Origin of the sequence: Nocardioides pollutisoli (genome assembly GCF_040045055.1) — a bacterium.
Taxonomy (GTDB): domain Bacteria; phylum Actinomycetota; class Actinomycetes; order Propionibacteriales; family Nocardioidaceae; genus Nocardioides; species Nocardioides tweenelious.
Window position 1 is genome coordinate 1,833,016 of the sequence record NZ_JBDZDU010000001.1, and the last position, 23,942, is coordinate 1,856,957.

Below are 23,942 nucleotides of genomic sequence, written 5' to 3' on the forward strand. Positions count from 1 at the left end.
GCCATGCACTTCGTCGGGATCGACCTCGCCTGGGGTGAGCGCGAGCCCACGGGCTTGGCCGTCCTGGACGCCGACGGCCAGCTGGTGCACGTCTCGGCCGTGCGCACCGACGACGAGATCGCGGAGCGGCTGGCGCCGTACGTCGACGGTCCGTGCCTGGTCGGTGTCGACGCGCCGCTCATCGTCACGAACCCCACCGGCTCCCGCCCGGCCGAGAAGCAGCTCAGCAAGGACTTCCGCCGCTACGAGGCCGGCACGCACCCGTCGAACACGGGCAAGCCGGAGTTCAGGAACGGCAGCCGCGGTGCCCGGATCTGCAAGCGCCTCGGCCTCGACATGGACCCGCGCTCGGGTCGCGAGCGCCGCGCGATCGAGGTCTACCCGCACCCCGCGACCGTCGTGCTCTTCGGGCTCAGCAAGACGCTGAAGTACAAGCAGAAGCCTGGTCGCGACCTCGCGTTCCTGCGCTCCGAGCTGCTGACCCTGATGACGCACGTCGAGCAGATCGTCCCGCCGACGCCCGCCTGGCAGGCGCTGCGCGCGCAGGTCGAGGGCGCCACCCGCAAGGTCGACCTGCGCCGCGTCGAGGACCAGGTCGACGCCGTGGTCTGCGCCTACGTCGCGCTCTTCGCCGAGCGCTGGCCCGAGCGCACCCGCGTCTACGGCGACTTCGAGCACGGCTACATCGTCACGCCCGCCATCCCCGACACCCACGCGCGCGTGCGCGCTGCCGTCGACCAGTACGCCCGCGGTCACGCGGCGCTGGTCCAGGACGCGCAGGAGTACGTCGCCCTCGTGACCTCGATCCTCGACGAGGCCGGCATCAACTACCTGACCGTCACCGGTCGTGCGAAGAGCATCGAGTCCTTCGCGACCAAGGCGGCCCGCACCCTGGACGGCCAGCCGGTCTACCCCGACCCGATGAAGGACATCACCGACCAGATCGGGATCCGGGTCATCACCTACGTGCGCAGCGACGTGTCCGCGGTGGCCGAGGTGCTCGGGTCCTACCTCACCGTCCTCGACGACCGCGACCTCGGCCAGGAGACCGCCAGCGAGGGCCGCTTCGGCTACGCCAGCCGTCACCTCCAGGTCGCGCGCAACGGTGGGCCCGCGGCTCAGGTCCAGGTCCGCACCGTGCTCCAGCACGCGTGGGCCGAGTTCGAGCACGACATCCGCTACAAGGGCACGGTCCCCGAGGAGCACGCCCGCGACTTCGACCGCCGCTTCACGCTCGCGGCCGGCCTGCTCGAGCTCGCGGATCAGGAGTTCACCACGATCCGCGACCGGCTCCGCGGCGGTTCCGCGATCGAGGAGGAGGTCGCCACCGACGCGGACGAGATCACCCCGCGCGAGCTCGCGGCGTACCTCGCCGGGCAGTACCCCGATGCCGAGTGGTCCCGGTCGGACCACTACGCCTGGATCGCCGGGCTCCTCGCCGAGCTGGGCATCACGTCGCTCGCCGAGCTCGGGGAGCTGCTCGGTGGCGTCGATGCCGAGCGGATCACGGCGCGGATGGACTACCGCTACCCGCCGGGCGCCGTACGCCGTCTCGACGACGCGCTGCTGGCGGCCCGGGGCGACGACTACGTCGCGCTGCCCGGCAACGCCCACCGCACGGCACTGCTGCGCACCCGCCTGGAGAAGCTCACCGGCTAGACAGCCCGGCTACCGTCGACGCATGACTCCTGCGCAGGTGCTCGTCGACGCCTTCGACCGCATCCACCAGACCGGGCTGGCCGCGGTCAGGGACCTCTCCGAGGACCAGCTCTCCCACCGACCCACGCCCGACGCGAACTCCATCGCGTGGCTGCTCTGGCACCTCGCCCGCGTGCAGGACGACCACGTCGCCGACGTCGCCGGGATCGCGCAGGTGTGGACGTCGCAGGGCTACGCCGACGCCTTCGGCCTGCCCTTCGACGAGAGCGCCATCGGCTACGGCCAGTCGTCCGAGGACGTCGGCCACGTCCTGGCGACCAGCGACCTGCTGTCCGACTACCTCACGGCGGTGCACGCGCAGACCGTCGCGTACGTCGAGGCGCTCGAGGCCGACGACCTCGACCGGGTCGTCGACACGAGCTGGGACCCGCCGGTGACGCTGGGCGCGCGGCTGGTCAGCGTGGTCAACGACGACATGCAGCACGTCGGCCAGGCGGCGTACGTCCGCGGCCTGCTCGGCGCCTAGCTCGATGCGGCAGGCACGACGCAGCTCGCCGACACCGGCGCGCCCTCGCAGCACGGCCGGATGTAGCCGCACCGGTCGCAGCGCGAGTGGGAGGTCTCCCAGCGCATCGTCGCCCCGCAGTTGTCGCACTCCATCCCGTCCATGACGGGATCTTGGCACCGCTCGACTACGCGGTGGCGGAGGCGCGCTTCGCCTGGCCGAGCAGCTCGGTGAGGGCGGCGGCGTCGACCTCGGGACCGTACGCCGGCTGGTCCCGGTCGAAGCGCCAGCTGTCGGCGAGCGACCCCGTGTCGACGACGTCGTAGCCGATCCCGTCGACCAGCGACGCCACGGTGGCCTTGGCGGACTCGTCGTCGCCGGCCATCGGGAGCGCGCGCCGTCCGTCCGAGCCCGCGGGCACGCCCTGGGTGAGCAGGTGGTCGGAGCGGATCGCGTTGAAGAGCTTCACGACGTGGGAGTCGGGCAGGTGCGCCTGCAGCGCCTCGCTCGGCGTCGAGCGGCCCTCGTCGATGTCTGCGACGTGGCCGTCGCGCTCCCAGTAGTAGTTGTTGGTGTCGATGACGATCTTGCCGGCCAGCGGCTCGACCGGCACGGAGTCGATCGCGAGGAACGGGATCGACACGACGACGATCTCGCCGGCCTCGGCCGCCTCCGCCGCGGTGGCCGCGCGGGCGGTGCCGCCGATCTCGGAGACGAGGTCGGCCAGCGTCTCCGGCCCGCGCGAGTTGCTGATCACGACGTCGTGGCCCTGGGCCGCGAAGAGCTTCGCGAGGGTGCCGCCGATGTTGCCGCTGCCGATGATTCCGATGGTGGTCATGCCTGGCTCAACCGTTTCAGGGACCCGGCTGTTCCACCTCCGGTGGTCGAGCCTGTCGAGACCCATCACCACGCGACGGGTTCGAAGTCCTTCAGGAAGTGGCCGTAGAGGTCCTCGCCCGCCTCGCCGCGCACGATCGGGTCATAGACCCGAGCAGCGCCGTCGACCAGGTCGAGCGGGGCGTGCCAGCCCTCGGCGGCGATCCGCAGCTTCTCCTGGTGCGGGCGCTCGTCCGTGATCCAGCCGGTGTCGACGGCGTTCATCAGGATCTGGTCGGTCTCGAACATCTCGCCCGCGCTGGTACGGGTCAGCATGTTGAGTGACGCCTTGGCCATGTTGGTGTGCGGGTGGCCCGGCCCCTTGTAGCGGCGGCCACCGAACTGGCCCTCCATCGCGGACACGTTGACGACGTACGTACGCCGCGCGGTCGAGGCCCGCATCGACGACCGCAGCCGTGAGATCAGCAGGAACGGCGCGGTCGCGTTGCAGAGCTGCACCTCGAGCAGCTCCAACGGGTCGACCTCGTCGACGGTCTGGGTCCACGAGTTGGTGGTCTGCAGGTCGGGCAGCAGGCCGCCCGCGTCGACGGCGGTGCCGGCGAGGTGCGCCTCGAGGCTGGCGTTGCCGGCCTGCAGCGCGAGCGAGGTGATCGAGGCCGGCGTGTGGGCCGGGGTCTCGTGGTGAGCGACCGCGTGCTGGCGCAGGGTGCCGGCGATCGCGGCCGGGTGGGCATCGCTGATGTGGTCGAAGGTCACGATCTCGGGCAGCGTGACGCCGGACGGCAGCGGAGCCCGCTCGGCCTCGACCAGCGGGGCGTAGGAGCCCGGGCTGCGGCGCACGGTCTGGCAGGCGTTGTTGATCAGGATGTCGAGCGGGCCGGCCGCGGCGACCTCGTCGGCCAGCGAGATCACCTGGGTCGGGTCGCGCAGGTCGATGCCGACGATCTTGAGGCGGTCGATCCAGTCGGCGCTGTCCTCGAGCTCGGAGAACCGGCGTACGGCGTCGTGCGGGAAGCGGGTCGTGATCGTCGTGTGCGCACCGTCGCGGAGCAGGCGCAGGGCGATGTACATGCCGATCTTGGCGCGGCCGCCGGTGAGCAGCGCGCGCTTGCCGGTGAGGTCGGTGCCCTGGTCGCGCTTGGCGTGCGACATGGCCGCGCAGGTCGGGCAGAGGTAGTGGTAGAACGCGTCGACCAGCGTGTAGTCCTGCTTGCAGATGTAGCAGCCGCGCGGATTGATCAGCTCGCCGGCGAAGGCACCGGGCGCGTTGGAGACGAGCGGGATGCCGAGGGTCTCGTCGTCGATGCGCATCGGGGAACCGGTCGCGGTCGCCTCGGTGATCGCGCGGTCGTGGGCGAGCTCGGCGGCCCGCTTGCGCATCCGGCGCTCGGCCTTCAGCGCCTTGTACATGTGCGAGGCCGCGCGCTTGACCGTCACCAGGTCCGGGTCGTCCTCGTCGAGGTCGTGCAGCTGGCCGAGCACGCGCACGGTCGTGGCCAGGTCGTCGGGGTCGATCACCGGTCGATTCACCCAGCGATGGTAGGTGTCCGGGTGATCCGGTAACGAATGAACGACGGCACCGCGAGCGACGCGACGACGGTCCCGATCACGACGAGGACTCCGCCACCGGCCGCGGCCGCCGCCGTCCCCACCATCGCCGCGCTCGCGCCGTGGACGACGTCCGCGATCCGGGGGCCACCGGCCACCACGACGATGAAGATGCCCTGGAGCCGCCCGCGCACGGAGTCGTCAGCAGCGCTCTGCAGCATGCTCGTGCGGAAGGCCGCGGACGCCATGTCGGCCGCACCACCGATGACCAGCATGACCAGGGCGATGACGAGCGCTGCCTGCTGGGCGTACGACGCCAGTCCGACCGCGAGGCCGAAGCCCGTCATCGCGGCGCCCCACACCAGGATGCAGATGATGACCGCGCGGCCCTGCGCGTCGACGCGAGACACCCACCCGGAGAAGATGCCGCCGATCACCGACCCCAGGGGGATCGCGGCGAAGAGCAGCGCGAACACCAGGCCGCCCTCGTCGGGGCCACCGAACGACGCGTGTGCGATCTCCGGGAAGAGCGCTCGCGGCATGCCGAACACCATCGCGATCAGGTCGACGACGAAGGACATCATCAGCACCGGGTGACCGCGCAGGTAGGCGAAGCCCTCGATCACCGACCGCAGACCCGGGGTGCCCTTGGCGGCGTCGACCACCGGCAGTCGCGGCAGCCGGATCACCGCGCTCAGGGTCGCGAAGAGCGTGAAGGTGTCGATCAGGTAGAGCCACTCGTAGCCGATGACCGGGATCAGCACACCCGCGACGAGCGGACCGGCGATCGCCCCGGCGGTGAAGATCGTCATGTTGAGCGAGTTGGCCGCCGGCAGCAGGTGCGGATCGAGCAGCTTGGGCAGGATCGCGCTGCGGGTCGGCTGGTTGACCGCGAAGAACGCCTGCTGCACCGAGAAGAGGCAGAGCAGCAGCCACACGTTCGAGTTGCCGGCGAACGCCTGGAGCCAGAAGAGCGCGCTCGTCCCGATCAGCCCGGTGGTCGTGATGATCAGCATCGTGCGACGGTCGAAGACGTCCGCGAGCGCGCCGCCCCACAGTCCGAAGACGACCAGCGGCACCAGGCCGAAGAGGCCGGTGAGGCCGACGTACGCCGAGGAGCCGGTGTCGGCGTAGATCTGGGCCGGGACCGCCACGACGGTCAGCTGGGCGCCGACGACCGTGATGATGTTCGCGATCCAGAGACGGCGGAAGTGCTCGTTGCCGAGAGGTCGGGTGTCGGCCACCAGGCCCCGGAGACTGCGCACGATCCCCGAACCTAACCCCGGCAGCGGATGTTCCCCGCACCGGTAACGTCGGGACATGACGAAGCCCACGGTCGAGTCGGTCTGGGACTACCCGCGCCCGCCCCGGGTCGAGCCCAGCAGCGAGCTGGTCGAGATCGAGCTCGGTGGCCGGGTGGTCGCGAGCACCAGGACCTCGTGGCGGGTCCTGGAGACCAGCCACCCGCCGACGTACTACCTGCCGCGGGCCGCCTTCGCCGCCGGCACCCTGCGCCCGGCGGTCGGTCGCAGCTGGTGCGAGTGGAAGGGGCAGGCGTCGTACGTCGACCTCGTCGCCGACGACGTCGTCGCCTCCCGTGCGGGCTGGTTCTACGAGCTGCCGTCGCCCGGCTTCGAGGTGATCGCCGGCGCGATCGCCGTGATGCCCGGGCTGGTCGACCGGTGCACCGTCGACGGGGAAGTGGTGGTGCCCCAGCCCGGCAGCTTCTACGGCGGCTGGATCACGAGCCGTGTCGTCGGCCCCTTCAAGGGCGCCCCGGGCACGTCGGGCTGGTGACCGATGAGATCAACACGGAGCAGAGGTCGGTACGAGCATGACTGAGCAGAAGGTGCAGGGACCGGCGTCGTACTTCCCGTCCATCGAGAAGAAGTACGGCCGACCGGTCGAGGAGTGGCAGGCAGTCGTGCGCTCCGCGCCGGGCTACGGCGCCGGCGCGAAGCACATGGACCTGGTCGCGCTCCTCAAGGACGAGCACGGCATGGGCCACGGCCACGCCAACGCGGTCGTCGCCTTCACGCTGGCGGAGGACAAGGCCTGACGGTGGTTGAGGAAGGCGCGCCAGCGCCGTCTCGAAACCCCCGCAGCCGAGGTGAGCGCGTTGGTTTCCGGGGTTTCGAGACAGGACTTCGTCCTCCTCAACCACCGGGGGTCGGTGGTTGAGGAGGCGCGCCAGCGCCGTCTCGGAACCCCCGCAGCCGACGTGAGCGCGTTGGTTTCCGGGGTTTCGAGACAGGACTTCGTCCTTCCTCAACCCCCGGTGCCGTGGGTTGAGGAGGCGCGCTAGCGCCGTCTCGAAACCTCCGCAGCCGAGGTGAGCGCGTTGGTTTCCGGGGTTTCGAGACAGGACTTCGTCCTTCCTCAACCGCCGGTGCCGTGGGTTGAGGAGGCGCGCTAGCGCCGTCTCGAAACCTCCGCAGCCGAGGTGAGCGCGTTGGTTTCCGGGGTTTCGAGACAGGACTTCGTCCTTCCTCAACCCCCGGTGCCGTGGGTTGAGGAGGCGCGCTAGCGCCGTCTCGAAACCTCCGCAGCCGAGGTGAGCGCGTTGGTTTCCGGGGTTTCGAGACAGGACTTCGTCCTTCCTCAACCACCGGGGGTCGGTGGTTGAGGAAGGCGCGCTAGCGCCTGTCTCGAAACCCCGGGACGGACTACTCGATGCCGGCGGTCCGGTCGAGGAGTTGCAGCAGGTCGTGGGCGGCGAGCTCCACTTTCTTGTGCCGCCACTCGGCGGCGCGGTAGACGCAGGCGATCAACCCGGAGCGGTGCACCCGCCGGAAGTCGCCGTAGCCGAACGCGTGCCGCGCCTTGGTCTCGTCGTTCGCGCCCTCGGTGAGGCCGAGGTGCCAGGCGGCGTACTCGGCCCACGAATGGCGCTCGAGGTAGGCGTTCTGCGCGTCGGCGTCCGGCTGCACGTCGCCCCAGTCGCTGTCGAGGACGTACTGCTTCTTCCCGATCAGCGCACGCGCGTGGGCGACGGCGTCGGGGTTGACCGCGTACGTCGCCACCGCGTCACTCCGGGCAGTAGGTCTGGGTCGAAGAGCCCTTGAGCAACCGGTCGGCGAGCATGGTGCACCACTTGCCCGACGCGTTGCCGCCGTTGACCTGACCGTCGGACTCGCCCGGGTGCTTGACCCAGAGCGTGCCGTCGAAGGCGCCGTCGAAGACGAGCTTGGGCCGGGTGCCGATCCGTGCCCAGGTCGGGTTGATGGTGTCGTGGCCGTCGCCGACCGGGGCCGCGCCGTTGCGCGACGTGTCGATGACGTAGTGCTTGCCGGTGACGCCGATCTTGCGCAGGCCCTGGAGCAGGAAGGTCGCATAGGCCTTCTCGTCCGAGGTCGGGCGGAAGTTCGAGACGTTGGTGCTGAAGCCGCGGGCGTACTTGATGCCGGCGTCCTTCAGGACCTGCGGACGGGTGTCGTACGGCGTCCAGTTCGAGTGACCCGCGTCGAGGTAGACCCAGGCGCCGGTCTGGGCGAGGGTCTTGCTGGCGTAGCTCAGCATCCCCTTCCACCCGGCCGGCTTGGTGGGACAGGTCTCGACCGGGCTGCTGAAGAGAGGGAGGGCGTCAGGCTCGAGGACGACGATCGCGTGCCGCTTGACCAGCCCCTTGGCGATCTGCCGGATCCAGGCGCGGTACTCCGGGGCGGTCTTCAGCGGGTTGCCCGAGGAGTACTGGCCGCAGTCGCGACCGGGGATCCCGTAGACCGTCAGCATCGGCGTCTTGTGGGTCGCCGCGGCGTCACCGACGTAGCCGTCGACCCAGCTCTTCACGTGGTCGGTGTCGAAGGCCTCGGGGATCAGCCAGAACGCCTGAGGACGGCTGCCGATCGACGTCCGGTAGACGCCGCCCTGCTTGTACGCCGGCATCTTCGGGTCGACGAACAGCCCAAGCTTCTTGCGGGGGTCCTTCGCCTTCGTGGCGGCGTGCGCGGTCCGGTCCTGGCTGCTCCGCTCCGCGCTGCTGGGCGCGACCAGGACGGCCGAGCCGAGGGCGAGGACCGCGAGGAACGCGCCAGCGCGCGCGACGATAGACCGAGGGAGCACCTACTCAGGGTACGGGCTGGTCGTCGTCCCTGGGCCCGAAGATGCAGAGCTCGTCGAGCTGGTCGGGAGACAGCGGCAGACCCCAGGCCTGCATCTGGGTCCGGGACCGGCGCGAGAAGAGGGCGCGGAAGAGCTCGTAGGGGTCGACGTCCTCCGGCACGCCGGCCGCGCCGAACTTCATCGGCGCGACCGCGCCGACCACGGGCTGCCACATCCGCTCGGGCGGGATGCCGCGGCCGAGGGCCTCGTGCAGGTCGGCGTGGTGGACCGCGATGTCCCAGACGACCGCGGGTCGGGGATTGTCGACGGTCGAGTCGGCGATCGCGTCCTGGTTGGACTGCAGCTCGGCCACGAGTTCCGGGACCGGGACGCCGCTCCGCTCGGCGACGTGCCGGGCGGTCCACGAGGGGCCAGGTGCGCCCTCCGTCCGGCCGCTGATCGAGTCGGCCGGCCCGCCGGCGAGGTGGGCGAGCACCTCGCGCACCGTCCACTCCGGGGATCCCGGCACGCGCATCGTCAGCTGGTCGTCGTCGAGCCCGCCGACCAGCGCCGACACGGCGCTCACGTGCTCGCGGTAGAGGTCACCCCAGTCGGTGGCGGAGTCCGTCATGGTCCGACGGTACGTCGTCAGCCGCCCGACGCGAAGAGGCAGAACGGGTGTCCTGCCGGGTCGAGCAGCACGCGTACGTCGTCCTGGGGCTGCGCGTCGGCCAGGCTCGCACCGAGTGCGGTGGCGTGGGCGACGGCCTGCGGCAGGTCGTCGACCTCGATGTCGAGGTGCATCTGCATCTGCTGGTCGCCCGGGCTGCCCGGCCAGGTCGGCGGGACGTGACCTCCCTCGAGCTGAAACGCCAGGGAGCCACCGCCGTCCGGCGACCAGAGCTCGACCCAGTCCGGCTCCTCGTCGCGCACCTTCCAGCCGAGCAGCTGGCGGTAGAAGTCGGCCAGGGCGGCGGGGTCGGGTGAGCCGAGGACGGTCGATCGCAGGCGGAGCTCCGGGGTCGACATGGCAGCCACCGTAGGCAGAGCAGGCGAATTTCGGGAAGGGTGTCGTAGGAGGCTCGGTCCGTTCGTGGAGATGGTGACGGGCCGGTCAGCGGCCCACGCAGAGGAGGAGCTCCCATGACGCAGTACCTGCTGTCCGTGAACGGATCCGACGTCGACGTCGAGCTGACGCCGGAGGAGAGGCAGCCCGTCTTCGAGGCGGTGGACCGCTTCAACGAGAAGCTCCAGGCCTCCGGCGCCTGGGTGTTCGCCGGTGGTCTGGCGCCGATCGGGTCGACCACCACCGTCGACGGTCGCCCGGACCAGCCGATCATCACCGACGGTCCCTTCGCCGAGTCGAAGGAGTGGATCGGCGGCTTCTGGATCATCGAGGCGGCCGACCTCGACGCCGCGCTCGCCTGGGCCGCCGAGGGGTCCAAGGCGTGCGCCGGCCGGGTCGAGGTGCGCCCCTTCCAGGACGAGCCCGCGTGAGCGGAGCCCACGAGCTGGCCCGGGACGCGGTCGAGCGGATCTACCGCGAGGAGTACGGCCGGGTGGTCGCCTCGCTGGTCCGCCGGCTCGGCGACATCGACCTCGCCGAGGAGGCGGCCGCCGAAGCCCTGCTGGTCGCGCTGGAGCGCTGGCCGGTCGACGGCGTACCCCCGAACCCCGGCGGCTGGCTGACCACGACGGCCCGCAACGGGGCCATCGACCGGATCCGGCGCGAGTCGCGCCGCGACGCCAAGCACCAGGCGGCACTCATGCTGGACGACGACACACCCCACGAGCCCACCGGCATCGTCGAGGACGACCGGCTGCGGCTGATGTTCACCTGCTGCCACCCCGCCCTGGCGCCCGAGGCCCGGGTGGCGCTGACCCTGCGACTCCTCGGTGGGCTGACCGTCCTCGAGATCGCCCAGGCGTTCCTGGTCCCCGAGACCACGATGGCGCAGCGGATCACCCGCGCGAAGAAGAAGATCAAGGACGCCCACATCCCGTTCCGGGTGCCCGCTGCTGCCGACCTGACGTCGCGCCTCGACGGCGTCCTCGCCGTGGTCTACCTGGTCTTCAACGAGGGCTATCTCGCGACCTCCGGTGACGCGCCGATCCGCGAGGACCTCACCGCAGAGGCGATCCGGCTGGGCCGGGTCCTGCGGTCGCTGCTGCCCGACGAGCCCGAGGTCGCCGGCCTGCTCGCGCTGATGCTGCTCACCGAGTCGCGGCGTACGACGCGGGTCGCCGGCGGCGAGCTGATCACGTTGCTCGAGCAGGACCGCGGCGGCTGGGACCGCGCGCTGATCGCCGAGGGCCACGCGCTCGTCCGCGAGTGCCTCGCCAGGAACCGGCCGGGCCACTACCAGCTGCTCGCCGCCATCAACGCGGTCCACACCGATGCGCCGGCCGCCGCGGACACCGACTGGGGCCAGGTCGTCGCCCTCTACACGCAGCTGCAGGCGATCTCGCCGAGCCCCATCGTCGCCCTCAACCGGGCCGTGGCGATCGCCGAGCTCGACGGACCGGAGGTCGCGCTCGCCGAGGTGGACCGGCTGCCGCTCACGACCTACCACGCCTGGCACGCGACCCGTGCCGACCTGCTCCGCCGGCTCGGCCGCAGCGCCGAGGCACGGGCGGCGTACGACGCCGCGATCGACGCGACCGAGAACGACGCGGAGCGCGCCTACCTCTCCCGGAGGCGTGGCAGTCTGGCTCCATGACGACGATGCCGCTCTCGTTGCCCGCGCACGATGACGCGCGGGAGTGGGTGGAGCACCGCAGCGCTGCCGGTCTCGCCGCGGCCCGCGAGCTCGTCGCGTCGCTGCGCGAGCAGCCGCCGGCCGAGCCGCTCGCGGTGCTGCAGACCTGGGACGAGGTGTCGCGCGAGCTCGGTGGTGTGTCGGCCGCGGTGTCGCTCTTCGCCAACGTGCACCCGCGCGAGGTCGTGCGCGAGACCTGCGAGGCGGCCGAGGTCGAGGTCGACCGCTACGTCACCGACCTGCGCCAGGACCGAGGGCTCTACGACGTCTTCGCCGCCCTCGACCCGTCGGCGCTGGACCCGATCGCCGCCCGGCTGCTCGAGAAGACGCTCGACGACTTCCGTCGCGCCGGCGTCGACCTCGACGACGCGACCCGGGCGCGGCTCAGCGAGATCAACGAGCGGCTGACGGCGATCGGCCAGGAGTTCAGCCGCAACATCCGCGACGACGTCCGCACGGTCCTGCTCCCTCCCGAGCGGTTGGCCGGCCTGCCGCAGGACTGGCTCGACGCGCACCCGGTCGACGACAACGGGCTCGTGCACGTGACGACCGACTACCCCGACGCCGTACCCGTGCGGACGTTCGCGCACGACGCGGCCACGCGCCGCGAGGTCACCGTCGCGTTCCTCGAGCGCGGCTGGCCGCAGAACGACGCGCTCCTGCGCGAGATGTTCGCGCTGCGTCACGAGCTGGCGAACCTGGTCGGCTACGCCGACTGGGCGTCGTACGACGCCGACGTGAAGATGATCGGCACGGGCCCGGCGATCCCGGAGTTCATCGACCGGATCGCCGAGGTGTCCAGCGGGCCGATGCAGCGCGACCTCGAGCTCCTGCTGGAGCGCTACCGCCGCGACGTGCCGGGCGCCGAGTCGATCGACACCGCCGACTCCGTCTACTACGAGGAGCTGGTGCGCCAGGAGCGGCACGACGTCGACGCCCAGCGGGTCCGCACCTACTTCGACTTCGCCAAGGTGCGTCAGGGACTCCTCGAGGTCACCGGCCGGCTCTTCGGGCTGCGCTACGAACCGGTCGCCGACGCACCCGTGTGGCACGACGAGGTGACGGCGTACGACGTCTACTCGGGCGACGAGCAGCTCGGCCGGATCTACCTCGACCTGCACCCGCGCGAGGGGAAGTTCAAGCACGCCGCGCAGTTCACGCTCGCGAAGGGCCTGGCGGGCCGGCAGCTCGCCGAGGGTGTGCTCGTCTGCAACTTCTCCCGCGGGCTGATGGAGCACAGCCACGTGGTCACGCTCTTCCACGAGTTCGGCCACCTGGTGCACCACGTGCTCGCCGGCCGCGGTGAGTGGACCCGGTTCGCCGGCGTCGCCACCGAGTGGGACTTCGTCGAGGCGCCGAGCCAGATGCTCGAGGAGTGGGCGTGGGACGCCGATGTGCTGCGGAGCTTCGCGACCGACGCGTCCGGTGAGCCGATCCCGGCCGACCTCGTCGACCGGATGCGCGCGGCCGACGACTTCGGCAAGGGCTACTACGCCCGGACCCAGATGTTCTACGCCGCGATGTCCTACTGGTTCCACACCGACCGGCCGGCCGACCTCACCCTCGCGATGCGCGAGCTGCAGGAGCGCTACTCGCCGTTCCCCTACATCGACGGCACCCACATGTTCGCCAGCTTCGGCCACCTCGGCGGCTACTCCTCGGCCTACTACACCTACATGTGGTCGCTGGTCATCGCGAAGGACCTCTTCGGCGCCTTCGACCCCGACGACCTCTTCGCTCCCGAGGTCGCCGGCCGCTACCGCGACCGGGTGCTCGCCGCCGGTGGCTCGAAGGACGCCGCCGACCTCGTCGCCGACTTCCTCGGTCGGCCGTACTCCTTCGACGCGTACGCCGCCTGGCTGGCTCGCTGACCGATCCCAGGAATACCCGGTTCACCGGGTGTTCCTGGGGTTCTCGGGTGTTGCAACACCCCAGAAGTCCATGAGTACCCGGTTCACCGGGTATTCCGCCTTGTGCCGGCAGATCTATCGACGTACGCTCACGATATATCGCGAAGGATCGGCGACTGTCACTACGTCGCCACCGCGACATCCCGCACAGAGAGGAGTCCTGTCATGGGACACCGTGGATTCAGCAGGCAGTGGGCAGACCACGCCGAGCAGCAGTGGAACCAGCACGGAGGCGGCCGCCGCGGCGGCGGTCCGTGGGGCGGCTTCGGACCCGGCGGCTTCGGTCGACCGGGACACCCCGGGCCGCCACCGTGGGTCGCCGGCCTCTTCGGCCTCGCCCAGGGCGAGCGCCAGCGCGGACCTCGGGTCCGGCGCGGCGACGTCCGCTCCGCGATCCTGGACGTCGTGCGCACCGCCCAGTGGAGCGGCGAGTCGATCAACGGCTACCAGGTCATCCAGCAGATCGCCGAGCGCAGCAACGGCGCGTGGCGCCCGAGCCCCGGCTCGGTCTACCCGACCATCCAGCAGCTCGAGGACGAGGGCCTGATCGAGGCCGACGACAGCCGCGGCCGTCGCAGTCTCAAGCTCACCGACGAGGGCAAGGCGTACGTCGACGAGCACAACGACGAGCTGGCCGACGTGTGGACGCCGTTCGAGGAGCGCGAGCGCCAGGACGACGACGCCGTCGACCTCAAGCCCGAGATCGGTCAGGTGATGGGCGCCGTCTGGCAGATCGTCACCAACGGCAGCGACCAGCAGCGCCGCGACGCGGCCGACATCCTGGCCGACACTCGCCGTCGCCTCTACGGCCTGCTGGCCGAGGGGGACCAGACGGCAGACGAGGAGGACGAGTCGTGACCGACGACCACCTCCGGATGAGCGACGCGGACCGGGAGGAAGCGGCGACCGAGCTCGGGGAGCACTTCGCCCAGGGCCGGCTCACCGCGGACGAGTACGCCGAGCGCCTGGACCGGGTCTGGGCGGCGCGCACCCGCGGTGAGCTCGCACCCCTCTTCCGCGACCTCCCGGGCCGGTACGGACCACCGGCGCCGGCTCGGGAGTCGTCGGCGCGTCGCTCGACCTCCTGGTCGGGCGGCATGTCACCCTGGCGCCGCGGTGTGCCGACCCCGCTCGTCGTCGTGCTGGTCGTCCTGCTGGTGCTGACCGTGGTCACCCACCTGCCGGTGATCCTCGTCGGGCTGGCGGTCGTGTGGTTCGTCCTGAGCCGCCACCGCGGTCGGTCACGCGCCCCTCACTGGTCCAGATCACCGCGATAGACCAGTGCCATAGACCAGTTTCTCGTGGTCGCGACGGCGACTTAATCTTCTTGCTACCGGACCGGGGGGGCCGGAGGAACGCTCTCGGGAGTCGTGCTCACGCCCTATTTCCTGTCAACGCAAGGAGATCGTCGTCATGACGATTCATACCCGGTACCGGAGAATCATCGCGGCCGCCGTCGGAGCGCTCATCGCTCCCATGGCCCTGGTCGCGGTCACGGCTGTGCAGGCGAACGCCGTTCCGTCCCAGCACAAGCACGAGATCTACATGTACAAGGTCGAGAAGAGCCTGCGGCTCTCGGGCGTCGGCGCCGACTCCATGGCCGACTCCCCGTCGCAGTGGCTCAGCTGCAACCCCTTCGACTACGCGCTCGACGGCATGTGGAGCGTGAAGAGCGTCGACCAGTACAACCCGCCCGTCTACGACCCCGACGACGACTCGGGCTACCCGACCACGAGCACCGCCGGCGGCCTCTACAACGACAAGCGCGACGTCTGGACGCTTGCGTCGTACCCCGACACGAGCGACGGCTCCAAGTGGAACTTCCGCTTCGACAACCGCGCGTACGGCGACGCCCAGGTGAAGATCTTCGTCACCTGCATCCGCCACTCGGTCGAGTCGAGCAACAACCACAGCCACGACGTGGTCGTCACGCCGGCCTTCGGCTCCACGTTCATGACCGGCCACCACGCGTGGACCGACCGGGACTACTGGGACTCGAGCAGCACCTGGTTCTGCGCGCCTGACCAGTACTTCGTCGCCCCCGGCTTCGACTTCGGTCCCGGCTACAGCCCGGAGAACCGGATGCTCGCGAGCTACCCGACCAACGGCGGACTGTCGTGGGCCTGGGAGTTCGCCAGCAACTGGTCGCACCCGGACCAGAACGTCTCCTTCTACGGCAAGTGCATCAGCCGCAAGACGTCGCTGAACGGACACCGTCACGGCATCGGGATGAAGCACCTGCCGGGCGTGAACTTCAGCGACTGGAAGGAAGCCCTCATCCCGCAGGGTGACCCCAAGGAGACGCAGTACTCCTGCGACCAGGACTTCGCGCAGCTCCACGGCTACAAGGCCATGGTCGGCTGGTACTGGCTCGGCAACCACTGGGAGCACAACTGGTTCCTCGGCATGGAGCCGCGGCCCAAGACCCGGGCGTTCTACTGGTGGAACTGGGATGCCAGCAGCGCGCAGGTCAAGTTCGGCGCTCTCTGCATCAACAGCCGGACGTCCAACCCGCTGGTGTAGTCAGCAGCGACCGAGCACCACAGCATGAGCCTGAGCCCGTCCCGGTGAACGGGGCGGGCTCAGGCATATCCAGGCACTTCTCGGGGCGTGCCTCCCCGAAACCCCCCACCGGGCGAGCCCGCAGTTGACAGGAAGTGCGGTCTCGCCCGGTGAGGTTCGTCTGCTGCCGTTCCGTCCGCAACTCGGAGGCGTCGTGACCCGCACCCGTGGCTGGCTCCTGATCATCGCCCTGCTGACGCCCGCGGTCGTGCTGCCGCTGTGGGTCCCCCTCTACGACCGGGCGACCCCCGAGCTGTGGGGCTTCCCCTTCTTCTACTGGTTCCAGATCCTGCTCATCGGCGTCGCGGTCGTGCTGACGACGGCGGCCTACGTCGTGGGCAACCGCGTGCACCGGCTGGACCGCGTCGCCCACGGCCTTCCGCCCGTGCCCGAGGAGCAGGAGTGACGGACGGCGTGAACGGCGTCGCCTTCGGCGTCTTCGTGTTCCTGTTCCTGCTCGTCACCGTCCTCGGCTTCGCCGCGGCGCGCTGGCGGCGAGCCCCCACGCTCGACAGCCTGGACGAGTGGGGCCTGGGTGGCCGGAGGTTCGGCACCTTCATCGCCTGGTTCCTCATCGGCGGCGACCTCTACACGGCGTACACCTTCATCGCGGTCCCCGCGACGTTGTACGCCGGCAGCGTGGTCGGCTTCTTCGCGATCCCCTACGGGATCATCGCCTACCCGATGATCTTCGTCTTCCTGCCGCGGCTCTGGTCCGTGAGCCACCGCCACGGCTACGTGACACCCGCGGACTTCGTGCAGGGCCGCTACGACAGCCGACCGCTCGCCCTGGCCGTCGCGCTCACCGGCATCCTCGCGACGATGCCCTACATCGCGCTGCAGCTCGTCGGCATGCAGGTCGTGCTCGAGGTCATGGGCGTCACCGCGCCCGGCGACAGCTGGATCGTGAAGGACCTGCCGCTGTTCATCGCCTTCGGGTTCCTCGCCGCCTACACCTACTCGGCGGGCATGCGCGCGCCGGCCCTGATCGCGTTCGTCAAGGACACCCTGATCTACGTCGTGATCATCGTGGCGGTGCTCTACATCCCCCACCAGCTGGGCGGGTGGGGCCACGTGTTCGATGCCGCCAACGACAGCTTCGCGTCGTTCAACAAGGAGAACGCGGACGCGATCGCGGCCGGCCAGGCCCAGCCCCGCGGCATGATCCCGCCCGAGACCGCGCAGTGGGCCTACGCCTCGCTCGCCCTCGGCTCGGCGCTCGCGCTCTTCATGTACCCGCACTCGGTGACCGGGGTCCTCTCCACCCGGAGCCGGTCGGTGATCCGCCGCAACGCCGCGCTGCTCCCGGCGTACTCCGTGCTCCTGGGCCTGCTCGCCCTGCTGGGCTTCGTCGCGATCGCGGCCGGCGTGAAGGTGGCGAACCCCCAGCAGTCGGTGCCGCAGCTCTTCGAGGAGCAGTTCAGCCCGTGGTTCGCCGGGGTGGCCTTCGCCGCGATCGTGATCGGTGCGCTGGTGCCCGCGGCGATCATGTCGATCGCGGCTGCGAACCTGTGGACCCGCAACATCTACAAGGCCTTCATCAACCGGGGCGCGACGCCGAAGCAGGAGGCCCAGCAGAGCAAGGCCGTCTCGCTCCTGGTGAAGGTCGGTGCCCTCGTCTTCGTCCTCGCGCTCTCGAAGGACTTCGCGATCAACCTCCAGCTCCTCGGCGGCGTCTGGATCCTGCAGACCTTCCCGGCGATCGTGGTCGGTCTCTACACGCGCTGGCTGCACCGGACCGCACTGCTCGTGGGCTGGGCGGTCGGCATGGGCTACGGCACCTGGCTGGCGTACGGCGTCGCGTCGCCGACGAAGGCGCACTTCGGAGGACCGCTCGTGCTCTTCCCCGGCACCGAGACGAAGGTCTACATCGCCCTGGTCGCGTTCCTGGCCAACATCGCGGTCGCCGTCGTGCTCACGGTGGTCCTCCGTGCGCTCCAGGTCGCGGAGGGGGTCGACCAGACGCGCCCGCAGGACTACCACGCCGACGAAGGGGATCCCGGGGTCGAGGCCCGTGTAGGAGAGGTCGAAGTGGGTACGTCCTGACGATTGCCTTTTCTCGGGAGGTACGTCATGTCGTCACGAGGACGATGGGTCCTGATCGGACTGCTGCTCGCGCCCGCGGTGATCCTGCCGCTGTGGGTCCCCCTCTACGACCGGGCCACGCCCGAGCTCTGGGGGTTCCCGTTCTTCTTCTGGTTCCAGTTCGCGCTGATCGTCGGGGCCGTCGTGCTCACCGGGTCGGCGTTCCTCCTGGCCCAGGTCGCTGACCGGGACGGCCGGGTCCGCCACGGCCTCCCGCCCGTGCCGGACGGCACCGGCACGGACCGGAAGGCGGGTGACGACCGGTGATCGACCACGTCGACGGCGTCGTGTTCGGCGTCTTCATCTTCCTCTTCCTCGTCGTCACGGTGCTCGGCTTCGCGGCCGCGCGCTGGCGGCGCGCGAAGGACCTCGACAGCCTCGACGAGTGGGGCCTCGGAGGTCGCGGCTTCGGCACGTTCATCGCCTGGTTCCTGATCGGCGGCGACATCTACACGGCGTACACCTTCATCGCGGTGCCGGCGACGCTGTACGCCGGCAGCGCGGTCGGCTTCTTCGCGGTGCCGTACACGATCGTGGTCTACCCGCTGATCTTCATGTTCCTGCCGCGCCTGTGGTCGGTCAGCCACCGGCACGGTTACGTGACGCCGGCCGACTTCGTGCAGGGCCGCTACGACAGCCGGTCCCTGGCGCTGGCCGTCGCCGTGACCGGCATCCTCGCGACGATGCCCTACATCGCGCTCCAGCTGGTCGGCATGCAGGTGGTGCTCCAGGTGATGGGCATCGGGTCGACCACCGGCAGCTGGATCGTCAAGGACATCCCGCTGTTCATCGCGTTCGTCGTCCTCGCCGCCTACACCTACTCCAGCGGGCTCCGCGCCCCCGCGCTGATCGCCTTCGTCAAGGACGCGCTGATCTACGTCGTGATCATCGTGGCGGTGCTCTACATCCCCCACCAGCTGGGCGGTTGGGGGCACGTCTTCGGCTCGGTCGGCGACAGCTTCGACGCCTTCAACGCCGACAACGCCGACAAGATCGCTGCCGGGCAGGCGACGCCGAAGGCGATCATGCCGCCAGGCCCGGCGCAATGGGCCTACGCCTCGCTCGCGCTCGGCTCGGCACTCGCGCTGTTCATGTACCCCCACTCGGTGACCGGCGTCCTGTCGACGCGGAACCGGTCGGTGATCCGCCGCAACGCCGCGCTGCTCCCGGCGTACTCCTTCCTGCTCGGGCTGCTGGCCCTGCTCGGCTTCGTCGCCATCGCGGCCGGCGTCAAGGTCGACAACCCGCAGCAGTCGGTGCCGCAGCTCTTCGAGAACGAGTTCAGCCCGTGGTTCGCCGGCGTCGCCTTCGCCGCGATCGTGATCGGTGCGCTGGTGCCGGCCGCGATCATGTCGATCGCCGCGGCCAACCTCTGGACCCGCAACATCTACAAGGCCTTCATCAACCGCGACGCCACGCCGAAGCAGGAGGCCACGCAGAGCAAGCTGGTCTCCCTCGTCGTGAAGTTCGGCGCGCTGGTCTTCGTGCTCGCCCTCTCGAAGGACTTCGCGATCAACCTCCAGCTGCTGGGGGGCGTGTGGATCCTCCAGACGATGCCGGCCATCGTGATCGGCCTCTACACCCGGTGGATGCACCGCTGGGCGTTGATGGCCGGCTGGGCGGTCGGCATGGCCTGGGGGACCTGGCTGGCGTACGGCGTCGCCTCACCCGTCCAGGCGCACTTCGGCGGACCGCTCGTCGACTTCCCCGGCACGGAGACCAAGGTCTACATCGCGCTCGTCGCGTTCCTCGCCAACGTGCTGGTGGCTGCCGTGCTGACGGTGGTCCTCCGGGCTGCGGGCGTCGATGGGGGCGTGGACCAGACCCGGCCGCAGGACTACCACGCCGACGTGGGCGACCCCGGGGTCGACGCCGAGCTCGACGTGAGCACGGCGGCGCACGCCTGACCCGGGCCGGTAACCTCGGCGCGTGACCACACAGCCCTCGTTCGACCTCGGCCAGGACCACCTCGACCTCAAGGCCTGGGTCCACGACTTCGCCGCCAACGTCGTCCGCCCCGCTGCCGCGGAGTGGGACGAGAAGGAGGAGTTCCCCTGGCCGGTCGTGGAGGAGGCGGCGAAGGCCGGCCTCTACTCCGTCGACTTCATCGTCGCCCAGGCCATGGACGAGACCGGTTTCGGCTTCCCGATCACCATGGAGGAGCTCTTCTGGGGCGACGCCGGCATCGGGCTCTCGATCGTCGGCACCTCGCTCGCCGCGGCGGGCGTCCGCGCCAACGGCACCGACGAGCAGGTCGCCGAGTGGGTGCCCGCGATGTTCGGCAGCCCGGGTGACCTCAAGCTCGGCGCCTTCTGCTCCTCCGAGCCCGACGCCGGCTCCGACGTGGGGGCGATGCGCACCCGCGCCGTCTACGACGAGGCCACCGACGAGTGGGTCCTCAACGGCACCAAGACCTGGGCGACCAACGGCGGGATCGCCGACGTCCACGTCGTGACGGCGGTCGTCGACCCGGAGCTCCGCACGCGTGGTCAGGCCAGCTTCGTGGTGCCGCCCGGCACCAAGGGGCTCGCGCAGGGCCAGAAGTTCCACAAGCACGGGATCCGCGCGTCCCACACCGCCGAGGTCGTGCTCGACCAAGTGCGCGTGCCCGGCCGCTGCCTGCTCGGCGGCAAGGAGAAGCTCGACGCCCGCCTCGCCCGCGCCCGCGAGGGCGGCGGTGCCCGGGGCAACGCGTCGATGGCGACCTTCGAGCGCACCCGCCCCGCGGTCGGAGCGCAGGCGATCGGCATCGCGCGCGCGGCGTACGAAGTCGCCCTCGACTACGCGAAGACGCGCGAGCAGTTCGGCAAGGCGATCATCGAGAACCAGGGCATCGCCTTCAAGCTCGCCGACATGGCGACCTCGATCGAGGCGTCGCGGCTGCTGGTGTGGCGGGCCGCCTGGATGGCACGGCAGGGCAAGACGTTCGAGCGGGCCGAGGGCTCGATGTCGAAGCTCTTCGCCGGTGAGACCGCGGTCAAGGTGACCGGGGAGGCCATGCAGATCCTGGGTGGCAACGGCTTCACCCGGGAGTACCCCGTCGAGCGATTCGCCCGCGACGCCAAGATCTACACGATCTTCGAGGGCACCTCCGAGATCCAGCGTCTGGTCATCGCGCGGTCGATCTCGGGCGCGCCGATCAGGTGATCCGCTTCCGCGGGTCGATCGCCGGGGTCGGGTCGACGAGCGGCACCCGCGTCGTCGTCGGTCGGTGGGCGGAGTCGCCGTACGACGCCTTCGCGGACGTCATGGTGGAGACCGGCGCCGGCCACCGGGTGCTGCTCGCCCCGACGCAGGAGGTCGCCGACTTCGTCGCCTCGACCTACACGTTCGACGAGGTGCGCATCGAGCCGATCACGGTCGACGGCTGGGTGGTGAGGTCTCCGTCCCTCGAGCTCGACCTCGAGGTCGGCGGTCGCACCGGCCTCGGCCGTCTGCTGCGCCTCGTCCCACGGCGGATCGCCGAGAGCCCGGCGTGGTGCGCCGTCACCGACCCGGTCGCCCGGGTCGTGCTGCGCGGCGTGCGCACCCGCGGCACGGCAGGCCAGGACCGGCGGGAGTGGTACGGCGCGACCGACCACCACCACGTCGCGGCGATGACCGGGTCCTTCGACGACGTCGACCTCGGCCAGCTCGCGCCGGTGCACCCGGCGCCGCGCTTCGGCTTCTCCTCGACCCCGCCGGGGCCGTCGGTGACGTCGGTCGTGACGACCGTCGAGATCTCCTAGAACCCGCCGGGACCGGTGCCGTCGCCGACCACGACGAAGAACGTCACCCAGTGGTGGCTGTGGTTGGTCGCCCAGCAGCTGTACGGGATGTGGTGGCTGCCGTACTTGCTGCAGGTCCAGCCGATCGAGCGCTCGGTCCCACGCAGGGCGTGGTGGATGACCGTCCTCGCGTGGTCGCAGGTCAGTCCGTCGTGCGTCTCGATGTGGCTGATCGTCAGACCGTGGGCCGTGGCGTGGCAACCGGTCGCGGCGGTGGCCGACGCCGCGGTGCCGAGCCCGAAGAGCGAGGTGGCCGCGACAGCGGCGAGGGCGAGGACGGTGCGCATGTCTCGAGGTTAGGAGCGTTGGTCCCGGGAGGACGGGTTTTGCGGAACTAGCCGCGGACGGCGGGGAGCACGGTCTCGCAGACCAGCCGCAGCGACTCCCACGACGGGTCGGCGGGCAGCCCGCCGCAGGCCGGGTGGCTGGTGACCAGGCGGACCTCGCCCGAGCGGCACAGGTCGACGAGGTCGTCGGCCGTGTGGACGACGTACACCCCGGCGGCCTGCATCTCCTCGACCGTCCTCGAGTGGTCGACGACGTACGACCCGGCCTCGCCGTGCCACTCCTGGTAGGCGATGGCGTCCGCGAGCAGGTGGTGGCCGTAGCGCTCCCAGAACTCGTCGGGCCGCTCGGCGCAGAAGACGTTCGCAGGCCCGCCGCCGGGCGCCTGCATCACGAAGCCGGGCTCGCGACCCGCGGCCCGGCAGGTCTCGTCGTAGATCTCCTTGAGCTCGGGCGAGGCGTGCTGGGGCTGGAAGTTGAGCCCGAGCCGGCCGGCCCGCTTTGCCGCCGCCGGCGAGCCGCCGCCGTAGAAGAGGAAGGGGTGCGGCTGCGAGTACGGCGCGGGGGTGACGGTCCCGTCCGCCCAGGCGTCGAGCACCTGGCCGATGCGCGCCTCGACCTCCGCGCCGCGTGTGGGCCAGGACCGGGCGTAGAGCTCGTACTCCACCGGGCGGTAGCCGAGCCCGAACGTGTAGCTCACCCGGCCCTTGCTCAGGTGGTCGAGCACCGCGATGTCCTCGGCCAGCCGGACCGGCTCGTAGAGGTTGACCAGCAGCGCCGACACCGAGATCGGGATCCGGGACGTCACCGCCGCGAACGCCGACGCGACCAACAGCGGGCTCGGCAGGTAGCCGTCGTCGGCGGCGTGGTGCTCGGAGACCATCAGCGCGTCCTGGCCGTGCTGGTCGACGTACGCCGCCTGCTCGACCGCTCGCCCGAAGATCTCCTGGCGGGTGGCGGCGTCGGCGCCCGGGGCGCGGAAGTCGTAGCGGACGGCGAACTGGGTGCGAGGCATAGAACGTGTTCTACACGGTGATGGCCCGGTTGACCCAGGTCTGACGCACCCGCATGCCGACCTTCTCGTAGAGACCGAGCGCGCCGGTGCGTGAGTCGGTGTTGAGCCCGGAGGAGGTCGCGCCGTGCGCGGCGGCGACCTCGAACGCGTCGACCAGCATCGCCTGGGCGATCCCGCGGCCGCGCTGGTCGCTGCGGGTGGCGAGCCGGTCGACGTAGCCCTCGGTCCCGAAGAGGAACACCACGGTCACCGCGACGACCTCGCCGGCGGGGTCGGTCACCAGGCGCAGGTGCCAGGGCTCGAAACCCGGTCGCTGCACGGTGCGGGCCAGGAAGTCGTCATAGGGCTCCCGCTCACGGTCCGACCACTCGAGGAAGGCGTCCTCGAGCACGGTCCAGCAGGCGGGGTAGTCGTCCGGGGTGGCCTCCCGCAGCCTGTAGCCGGCGGGCAGCTCGCGCTCCGGGACCGACGCGCCCTCGGGCAGGTGCAGCACCCACGACTCCCACCGCACCCGGTAGCCGAGTGCGTCGAGCAGCCGGTCGCCGGCCGAGCCCTGCGGCACCGGCATGCCGATCTCGGTGCCGCCGGCGTCCCGGGTCCGCTGCTGCATCCAGCCGGCGAGAGCGGTGCCGATGCCACGACCCCGGTGGTCGGGGTGGACGGCCGCGTCGCCGCGGCTGCCGCCCATCAGCTCGGCGTAGGCGACCAGGCGGTCGCCGTCGAAGACGCCGATCGTCCCGGCGGAGACGTCGTACGACGGGCGCTGCCAGTCGCCGACGATGTCGGCCTCCTCGATCGCGATCTCTCCGGTGTCGTGGTCCTCCTGGGCGGCCATCACCTCGAAGACGGCACGGGCGTCGGACATCACCAGCGGACGGCTGGTCAGTCCCGCGGGCAGCGACATGTCGGGCATGGACCAAGTCTGGAGGAACCGGTCGCTCCGGCGCTCACGAAATACGACGACGCCCG

General features: G+C 70.6%; 27 protein-coding genes. 16 read left to right on the forward strand and 11 right to left on the reverse strand.

Translation table 11 applies throughout. The annotated features are described in order from the left end of the window. The first annotated feature begins 3 nt into the window (after positions 1 to 3). A complete protein-coding gene (locus tag ABLE68_RS08905) occupies positions 4 to 1,659 on the forward strand; it encodes a DUF429 domain-containing protein (RefSeq protein WP_348870958.1) in 1,656 nt (551 codons plus the stop codon). A gap of 22 nt (positions 1,660 to 1,681) precedes the next feature. Then, a complete protein-coding gene (locus ABLE68_RS08910; RefSeq protein ID WP_348870959.1) occupies positions 1,682 to 2,185 on the forward strand; it encodes a mycothiol transferase in 504 nt (167 codons plus the stop codon). Here the strand turns inward: ABLE68_RS08910 and ABLE68_RS08915 are convergent. From ABLE68_RS08915 to ABLE68_RS08930, 4 genes are read right to left on the reverse strand one after another with little or no spacing between them, the layout of a single operon-like run. Continuing rightward, the gene (locus ABLE68_RS08915; protein WP_348870960.1) at positions 2,182 to 2,328 is read right to left on the reverse strand and encodes a hypothetical protein; all 147 of its coding nucleotides are present in this window, start codon (positions 2,326 to 2,328) and stop codon (positions 2,182 to 2,184) included. The genes ABLE68_RS08910 and ABLE68_RS08915 overlap by 4 nt on opposite strands. Before the next feature lie 23 nt (positions 2,329 to 2,351). Further along, positions 2,352 to 3,068 carry an NADPH-dependent F420 reductase gene (locus tag ABLE68_RS08920; protein WP_348870961.1) on the reverse strand — a complete coding sequence of 239 codons (717 nt, stop codon included), beginning with the start codon at positions 3,066 to 3,068 and terminating at the stop codon, positions 2,352 to 2,354. Continuing rightward, positions 3,068 to 4,531 carry an SDR family NAD(P)-dependent oxidoreductase gene (locus ABLE68_RS08925; protein ID WP_348870962.1) on the reverse strand — a complete coding sequence of 488 codons (1,464 nt, stop codon included), beginning with the start codon at positions 4,529 to 4,531 and terminating at the stop codon, positions 3,068 to 3,070. The genes ABLE68_RS08920 and ABLE68_RS08925 overlap by 1 nt, the downstream gene beginning before the upstream one ends. Beyond that, positions 4,528 to 5,814: an MFS transporter gene (locus ABLE68_RS08930; protein ID WP_348870963.1), complete on the reverse strand. Its 1,287-nt coding sequence runs from the start codon at positions 5,812 to 5,814 to the stop codon at positions 4,528 to 4,530. Before ABLE68_RS08930 ends, ABLE68_RS08925 begins: the two co-directional genes overlap by 4 nt. A gap of 55 nt (positions 5,815 to 5,869) precedes the next feature. Between ABLE68_RS08930 and ABLE68_RS08935 the strand changes: the two genes are divergently transcribed. Next, positions 5,870 to 6,346, forward strand: a complete 477-nt coding sequence (locus tag ABLE68_RS08935) for a DUF427 domain-containing protein (RefSeq protein ID WP_348870964.1) — start codon at positions 5,870 to 5,872, stop codon at positions 6,344 to 6,346. Between the two features lie 37 nt (positions 6,347 to 6,383). Continuing rightward, positions 6,384 to 6,608 carry a DUF4287 domain-containing protein gene (locus ABLE68_RS08940; RefSeq protein WP_348870965.1) on the forward strand — a complete coding sequence of 75 codons (225 nt, stop codon included), beginning with the start codon at positions 6,384 to 6,386 and terminating at the stop codon, positions 6,606 to 6,608. A gap of 607 nt (positions 6,609 to 7,215) precedes the next feature. On the opposite strand, the gene ABLE68_RS08945 is transcribed toward ABLE68_RS08940, so the two are convergent. The 4 genes from ABLE68_RS08945 to ABLE68_RS08960 are packed head-to-tail and all read right to left on the reverse strand — an operon-like array spanning position 7,216 to position 9,619. Continuing rightward, complete coding sequence (locus ABLE68_RS08945) at positions 7,216 to 7,572, reverse strand: hypothetical protein (RefSeq protein WP_348870966.1); 357 nt, start codon at positions 7,570 to 7,572, stop codon at positions 7,216 to 7,218. 4 nt (positions 7,573 to 7,576) lie between these two features. Beyond that, complete coding sequence (locus tag ABLE68_RS08950) at positions 7,577 to 8,611, reverse strand: glycoside hydrolase family 6 protein (protein WP_348870967.1); 1,035 nt, start codon at positions 8,609 to 8,611, stop codon at positions 7,577 to 7,579. Between the two features lie 4 nt (positions 8,612 to 8,615). Further along, a complete protein-coding gene (locus tag ABLE68_RS08955; protein WP_348870968.1) occupies positions 8,616 to 9,221 on the reverse strand; it encodes a maleylpyruvate isomerase N-terminal domain-containing protein in 606 nt (201 codons plus the stop codon). A 17-nt stretch (positions 9,222 to 9,238) separates the two neighbouring features. Then, entirely contained in the window at positions 9,239 to 9,619 is a 381-nt protein-coding gene (locus ABLE68_RS08960; RefSeq protein WP_348870969.1) for a VOC family protein, read from the reverse strand. 114 nt (positions 9,620 to 9,733) lie between these two features. On the opposite strand from ABLE68_RS08960, the gene ABLE68_RS08965 reads away from it, so the two are divergent. The 12 genes from ABLE68_RS08965 (at position 9,734) to ABLE68_RS09020 (ending at position 21,634) form a co-directional block, all read left to right on the forward strand. Then, positions 9,734 to 10,087, forward strand: a complete 354-nt coding sequence (locus ABLE68_RS08965; protein ID WP_348870970.1) for a YciI family protein — start codon at positions 9,734 to 9,736, stop codon at positions 10,085 to 10,087. Beyond that, positions 10,084 to 11,310: an RNA polymerase sigma factor gene (locus ABLE68_RS08970; protein ID WP_348870971.1), complete on the forward strand. Its 1,227-nt coding sequence runs from the start codon at positions 10,084 to 10,086 to the stop codon at positions 11,308 to 11,310. Before ABLE68_RS08965 ends, ABLE68_RS08970 begins: the two co-directional genes overlap by 4 nt. After that, a complete protein-coding gene (locus ABLE68_RS08975; protein ID WP_348870972.1) occupies positions 11,307 to 13,220 on the forward strand; it encodes a M3 family metallopeptidase in 1,914 nt (637 codons plus the stop codon). Before ABLE68_RS08970 ends, ABLE68_RS08975 begins: the two co-directional genes overlap by 4 nt. A gap of 204 nt (positions 13,221 to 13,424) precedes the next feature. Next, positions 13,425 to 14,117, forward strand: a complete 693-nt coding sequence (locus tag ABLE68_RS08980; RefSeq protein WP_348870973.1) for a PadR family transcriptional regulator — start codon at positions 13,425 to 13,427, stop codon at positions 14,115 to 14,117. Then, on the forward strand, positions 14,114 to 14,536 hold the full coding sequence (locus ABLE68_RS08985; protein WP_348870974.1) for a DUF1707 SHOCT-like domain-containing protein: 423 nt from the start codon (positions 14,114 to 14,116) through the stop codon (positions 14,534 to 14,536). Before ABLE68_RS08980 ends, ABLE68_RS08985 begins: the two co-directional genes overlap by 4 nt. Positions 14,537 to 14,672: 136 nt before the next feature. Continuing rightward, the gene (locus ABLE68_RS08990) at positions 14,673 to 15,782 is read left to right on the forward strand and encodes a hypothetical protein (RefSeq protein ID WP_348870975.1); all 1,110 of its coding nucleotides are present in this window, start codon (positions 14,673 to 14,675) and stop codon (positions 15,780 to 15,782) included. Between the two features lie 193 nt (positions 15,783 to 15,975). Beyond that, positions 15,976 to 16,227, forward strand: coding sequence for a DUF3311 domain-containing protein (locus tag ABLE68_RS08995; protein WP_348870976.1), 252 nt, complete (start codon positions 15,976 to 15,978; stop codon positions 16,225 to 16,227). After that, the gene (mctP, locus tag ABLE68_RS09000) at positions 16,224 to 17,867 is read left to right on the forward strand and encodes a monocarboxylate uptake permease MctP (RefSeq protein ID WP_348870977.1); all 1,644 of its coding nucleotides are present in this window, start codon (positions 16,224 to 16,226) and stop codon (positions 17,865 to 17,867) included. Before ABLE68_RS08995 ends, mctP (ABLE68_RS09000) begins: the two co-directional genes overlap by 4 nt. A gap of 27 nt (positions 17,868 to 17,894) precedes the next feature. Next, positions 17,895 to 18,173 (forward strand): DUF3311 domain-containing protein, encoded by a 279-nt coding sequence (locus tag ABLE68_RS09005; RefSeq protein WP_348870978.1) that lies wholly within the window; start codon positions 17,895 to 17,897, stop codon positions 18,171 to 18,173. Beyond that, the gene (mctP, locus tag ABLE68_RS09010) at positions 18,170 to 19,813 is read left to right on the forward strand and encodes a monocarboxylate uptake permease MctP (protein WP_348870979.1); all 1,644 of its coding nucleotides are present in this window, start codon (positions 18,170 to 18,172) and stop codon (positions 19,811 to 19,813) included. Before ABLE68_RS09005 ends, mctP (ABLE68_RS09010) begins: the two co-directional genes overlap by 4 nt. 22 nt (positions 19,814 to 19,835) lie before the next feature. Then, complete coding sequence (locus tag ABLE68_RS09015) at positions 19,836 to 21,053, forward strand: acyl-CoA dehydrogenase family protein (RefSeq protein WP_348870980.1); 1,218 nt, start codon at positions 19,836 to 19,838, stop codon at positions 21,051 to 21,053. Then, positions 21,050 to 21,634 (forward strand): hypothetical protein, encoded by a 585-nt coding sequence (locus ABLE68_RS09020; protein WP_348870981.1) that lies wholly within the window; start codon positions 21,050 to 21,052, stop codon positions 21,632 to 21,634. Before ABLE68_RS09015 ends, ABLE68_RS09020 begins: the two co-directional genes overlap by 4 nt. Here the strand turns inward: ABLE68_RS09020 and ABLE68_RS09025 are convergent. From ABLE68_RS09025 to ABLE68_RS09035, 3 genes are read right to left on the reverse strand one after another with little or no spacing between them, the layout of a single operon-like run. Beyond that, positions 21,631 to 21,960 (reverse strand): hypothetical protein, encoded by a 330-nt coding sequence (locus tag ABLE68_RS09025; protein WP_348870982.1) that lies wholly within the window; start codon positions 21,958 to 21,960, stop codon positions 21,631 to 21,633. The two genes, ABLE68_RS09020 and ABLE68_RS09025, sit on opposite strands and share 4 nt — an antisense overlap. 47 nt (positions 21,961 to 22,007) lie before the next feature. After that, the gene (locus tag ABLE68_RS09030) at positions 22,008 to 22,973 is read right to left on the reverse strand and encodes an LLM class flavin-dependent oxidoreductase (RefSeq protein WP_348870983.1); all 966 of its coding nucleotides are present in this window, start codon (positions 22,971 to 22,973) and stop codon (positions 22,008 to 22,010) included. 10 nt (positions 22,974 to 22,983) lie between these two features. Beyond that, a complete protein-coding gene (locus ABLE68_RS09035; RefSeq protein ID WP_348870984.1) occupies positions 22,984 to 23,886 on the reverse strand; it encodes a GNAT family N-acetyltransferase in 903 nt (300 codons plus the stop codon). Positions 23,887 to 23,942 lie beyond the last annotated feature (56 nt).

What these genes read in the sequence shown, in the direction of transcription:
- ABLE68_RS08905 (WP_348870958.1), top strand. Translation starts at nt 4, where the DNA reads ATGCACTTCGTCGGGATCGACCTCGCCTGGGGTGAGCGCGAGCCCACG.
- ABLE68_RS08910 (WP_348870959.1), top strand. Translation starts at nt 1,682, where the DNA reads ATGACTCCTGCGCAGGTGCTCGTCGACGCCTTCGACCGCATCCACCAG.
- ABLE68_RS08915 (WP_348870960.1), bottom strand. Translation starts at nt 2,328, where the DNA reads ATGGACGGGATGGAGTGCGACAACTGCGGGGCGACGATGCGCTGGGAG.
- ABLE68_RS08920 (WP_348870961.1), bottom strand. Translation starts at nt 3,068, where the DNA reads ATGGGTCTCGACAGGCTCGACCACCGGAGGTGGAACAGCCGGGTCCCT.
- ABLE68_RS08935 (WP_348870964.1), top strand. Translation starts at nt 5,870, where the DNA reads ATGACGAAGCCCACGGTCGAGTCGGTCTGGGACTACCCGCGCCCGCCC.
- ABLE68_RS08940 (WP_348870965.1), top strand. Translation starts at nt 6,384, where the DNA reads ATGACTGAGCAGAAGGTGCAGGGACCGGCGTCGTACTTCCCGTCCATC.
- ABLE68_RS08955 (WP_348870968.1), bottom strand. Translation starts at nt 9,221, where the DNA reads ATGACGGACTCCGCCACCGACTGGGGTGACCTCTACCGCGAGCACGTG.
- ABLE68_RS08960 (WP_348870969.1), bottom strand. Translation starts at nt 9,619, where the DNA reads ATGTCGACCCCGGAGCTCCGCCTGCGATCGACCGTCCTCGGCTCACCC.
- ABLE68_RS08965 (WP_348870970.1), top strand. Translation starts at nt 9,734, where the DNA reads ATGACGCAGTACCTGCTGTCCGTGAACGGATCCGACGTCGACGTCGAG.
- ABLE68_RS08975 (WP_348870972.1), top strand. Translation starts at nt 11,307, where the DNA reads ATGACGACGATGCCGCTCTCGTTGCCCGCGCACGATGACGCGCGGGAG.
- ABLE68_RS08980 (WP_348870973.1), top strand. Translation starts at nt 13,425, where the DNA reads ATGGGACACCGTGGATTCAGCAGGCAGTGGGCAGACCACGCCGAGCAG.
- ABLE68_RS08990 (WP_348870975.1), top strand. Translation starts at nt 14,673, where the DNA reads ATGACGATTCATACCCGGTACCGGAGAATCATCGCGGCCGCCGTCGGA.
- ABLE68_RS09005 (WP_348870978.1), top strand. Translation starts at nt 17,895, where the DNA reads ATGTCGTCACGAGGACGATGGGTCCTGATCGGACTGCTGCTCGCGCCC.
- ABLE68_RS09025 (WP_348870982.1), bottom strand. Translation starts at nt 21,960, where the DNA reads ATGCGCACCGTCCTCGCCCTCGCCGCTGTCGCGGCCACCTCGCTCTTC.
- ABLE68_RS09030 (WP_348870983.1), bottom strand. Translation starts at nt 22,973, where the DNA reads ATGCCTCGCACCCAGTTCGCCGTCCGCTACGACTTCCGCGCCCCGGGC.
- ABLE68_RS09035 (WP_348870984.1), bottom strand. Translation starts at nt 23,886, where the DNA reads ATGCCCGACATGTCGCTGCCCGCGGGACTGACCAGCCGTCCGCTGGTG.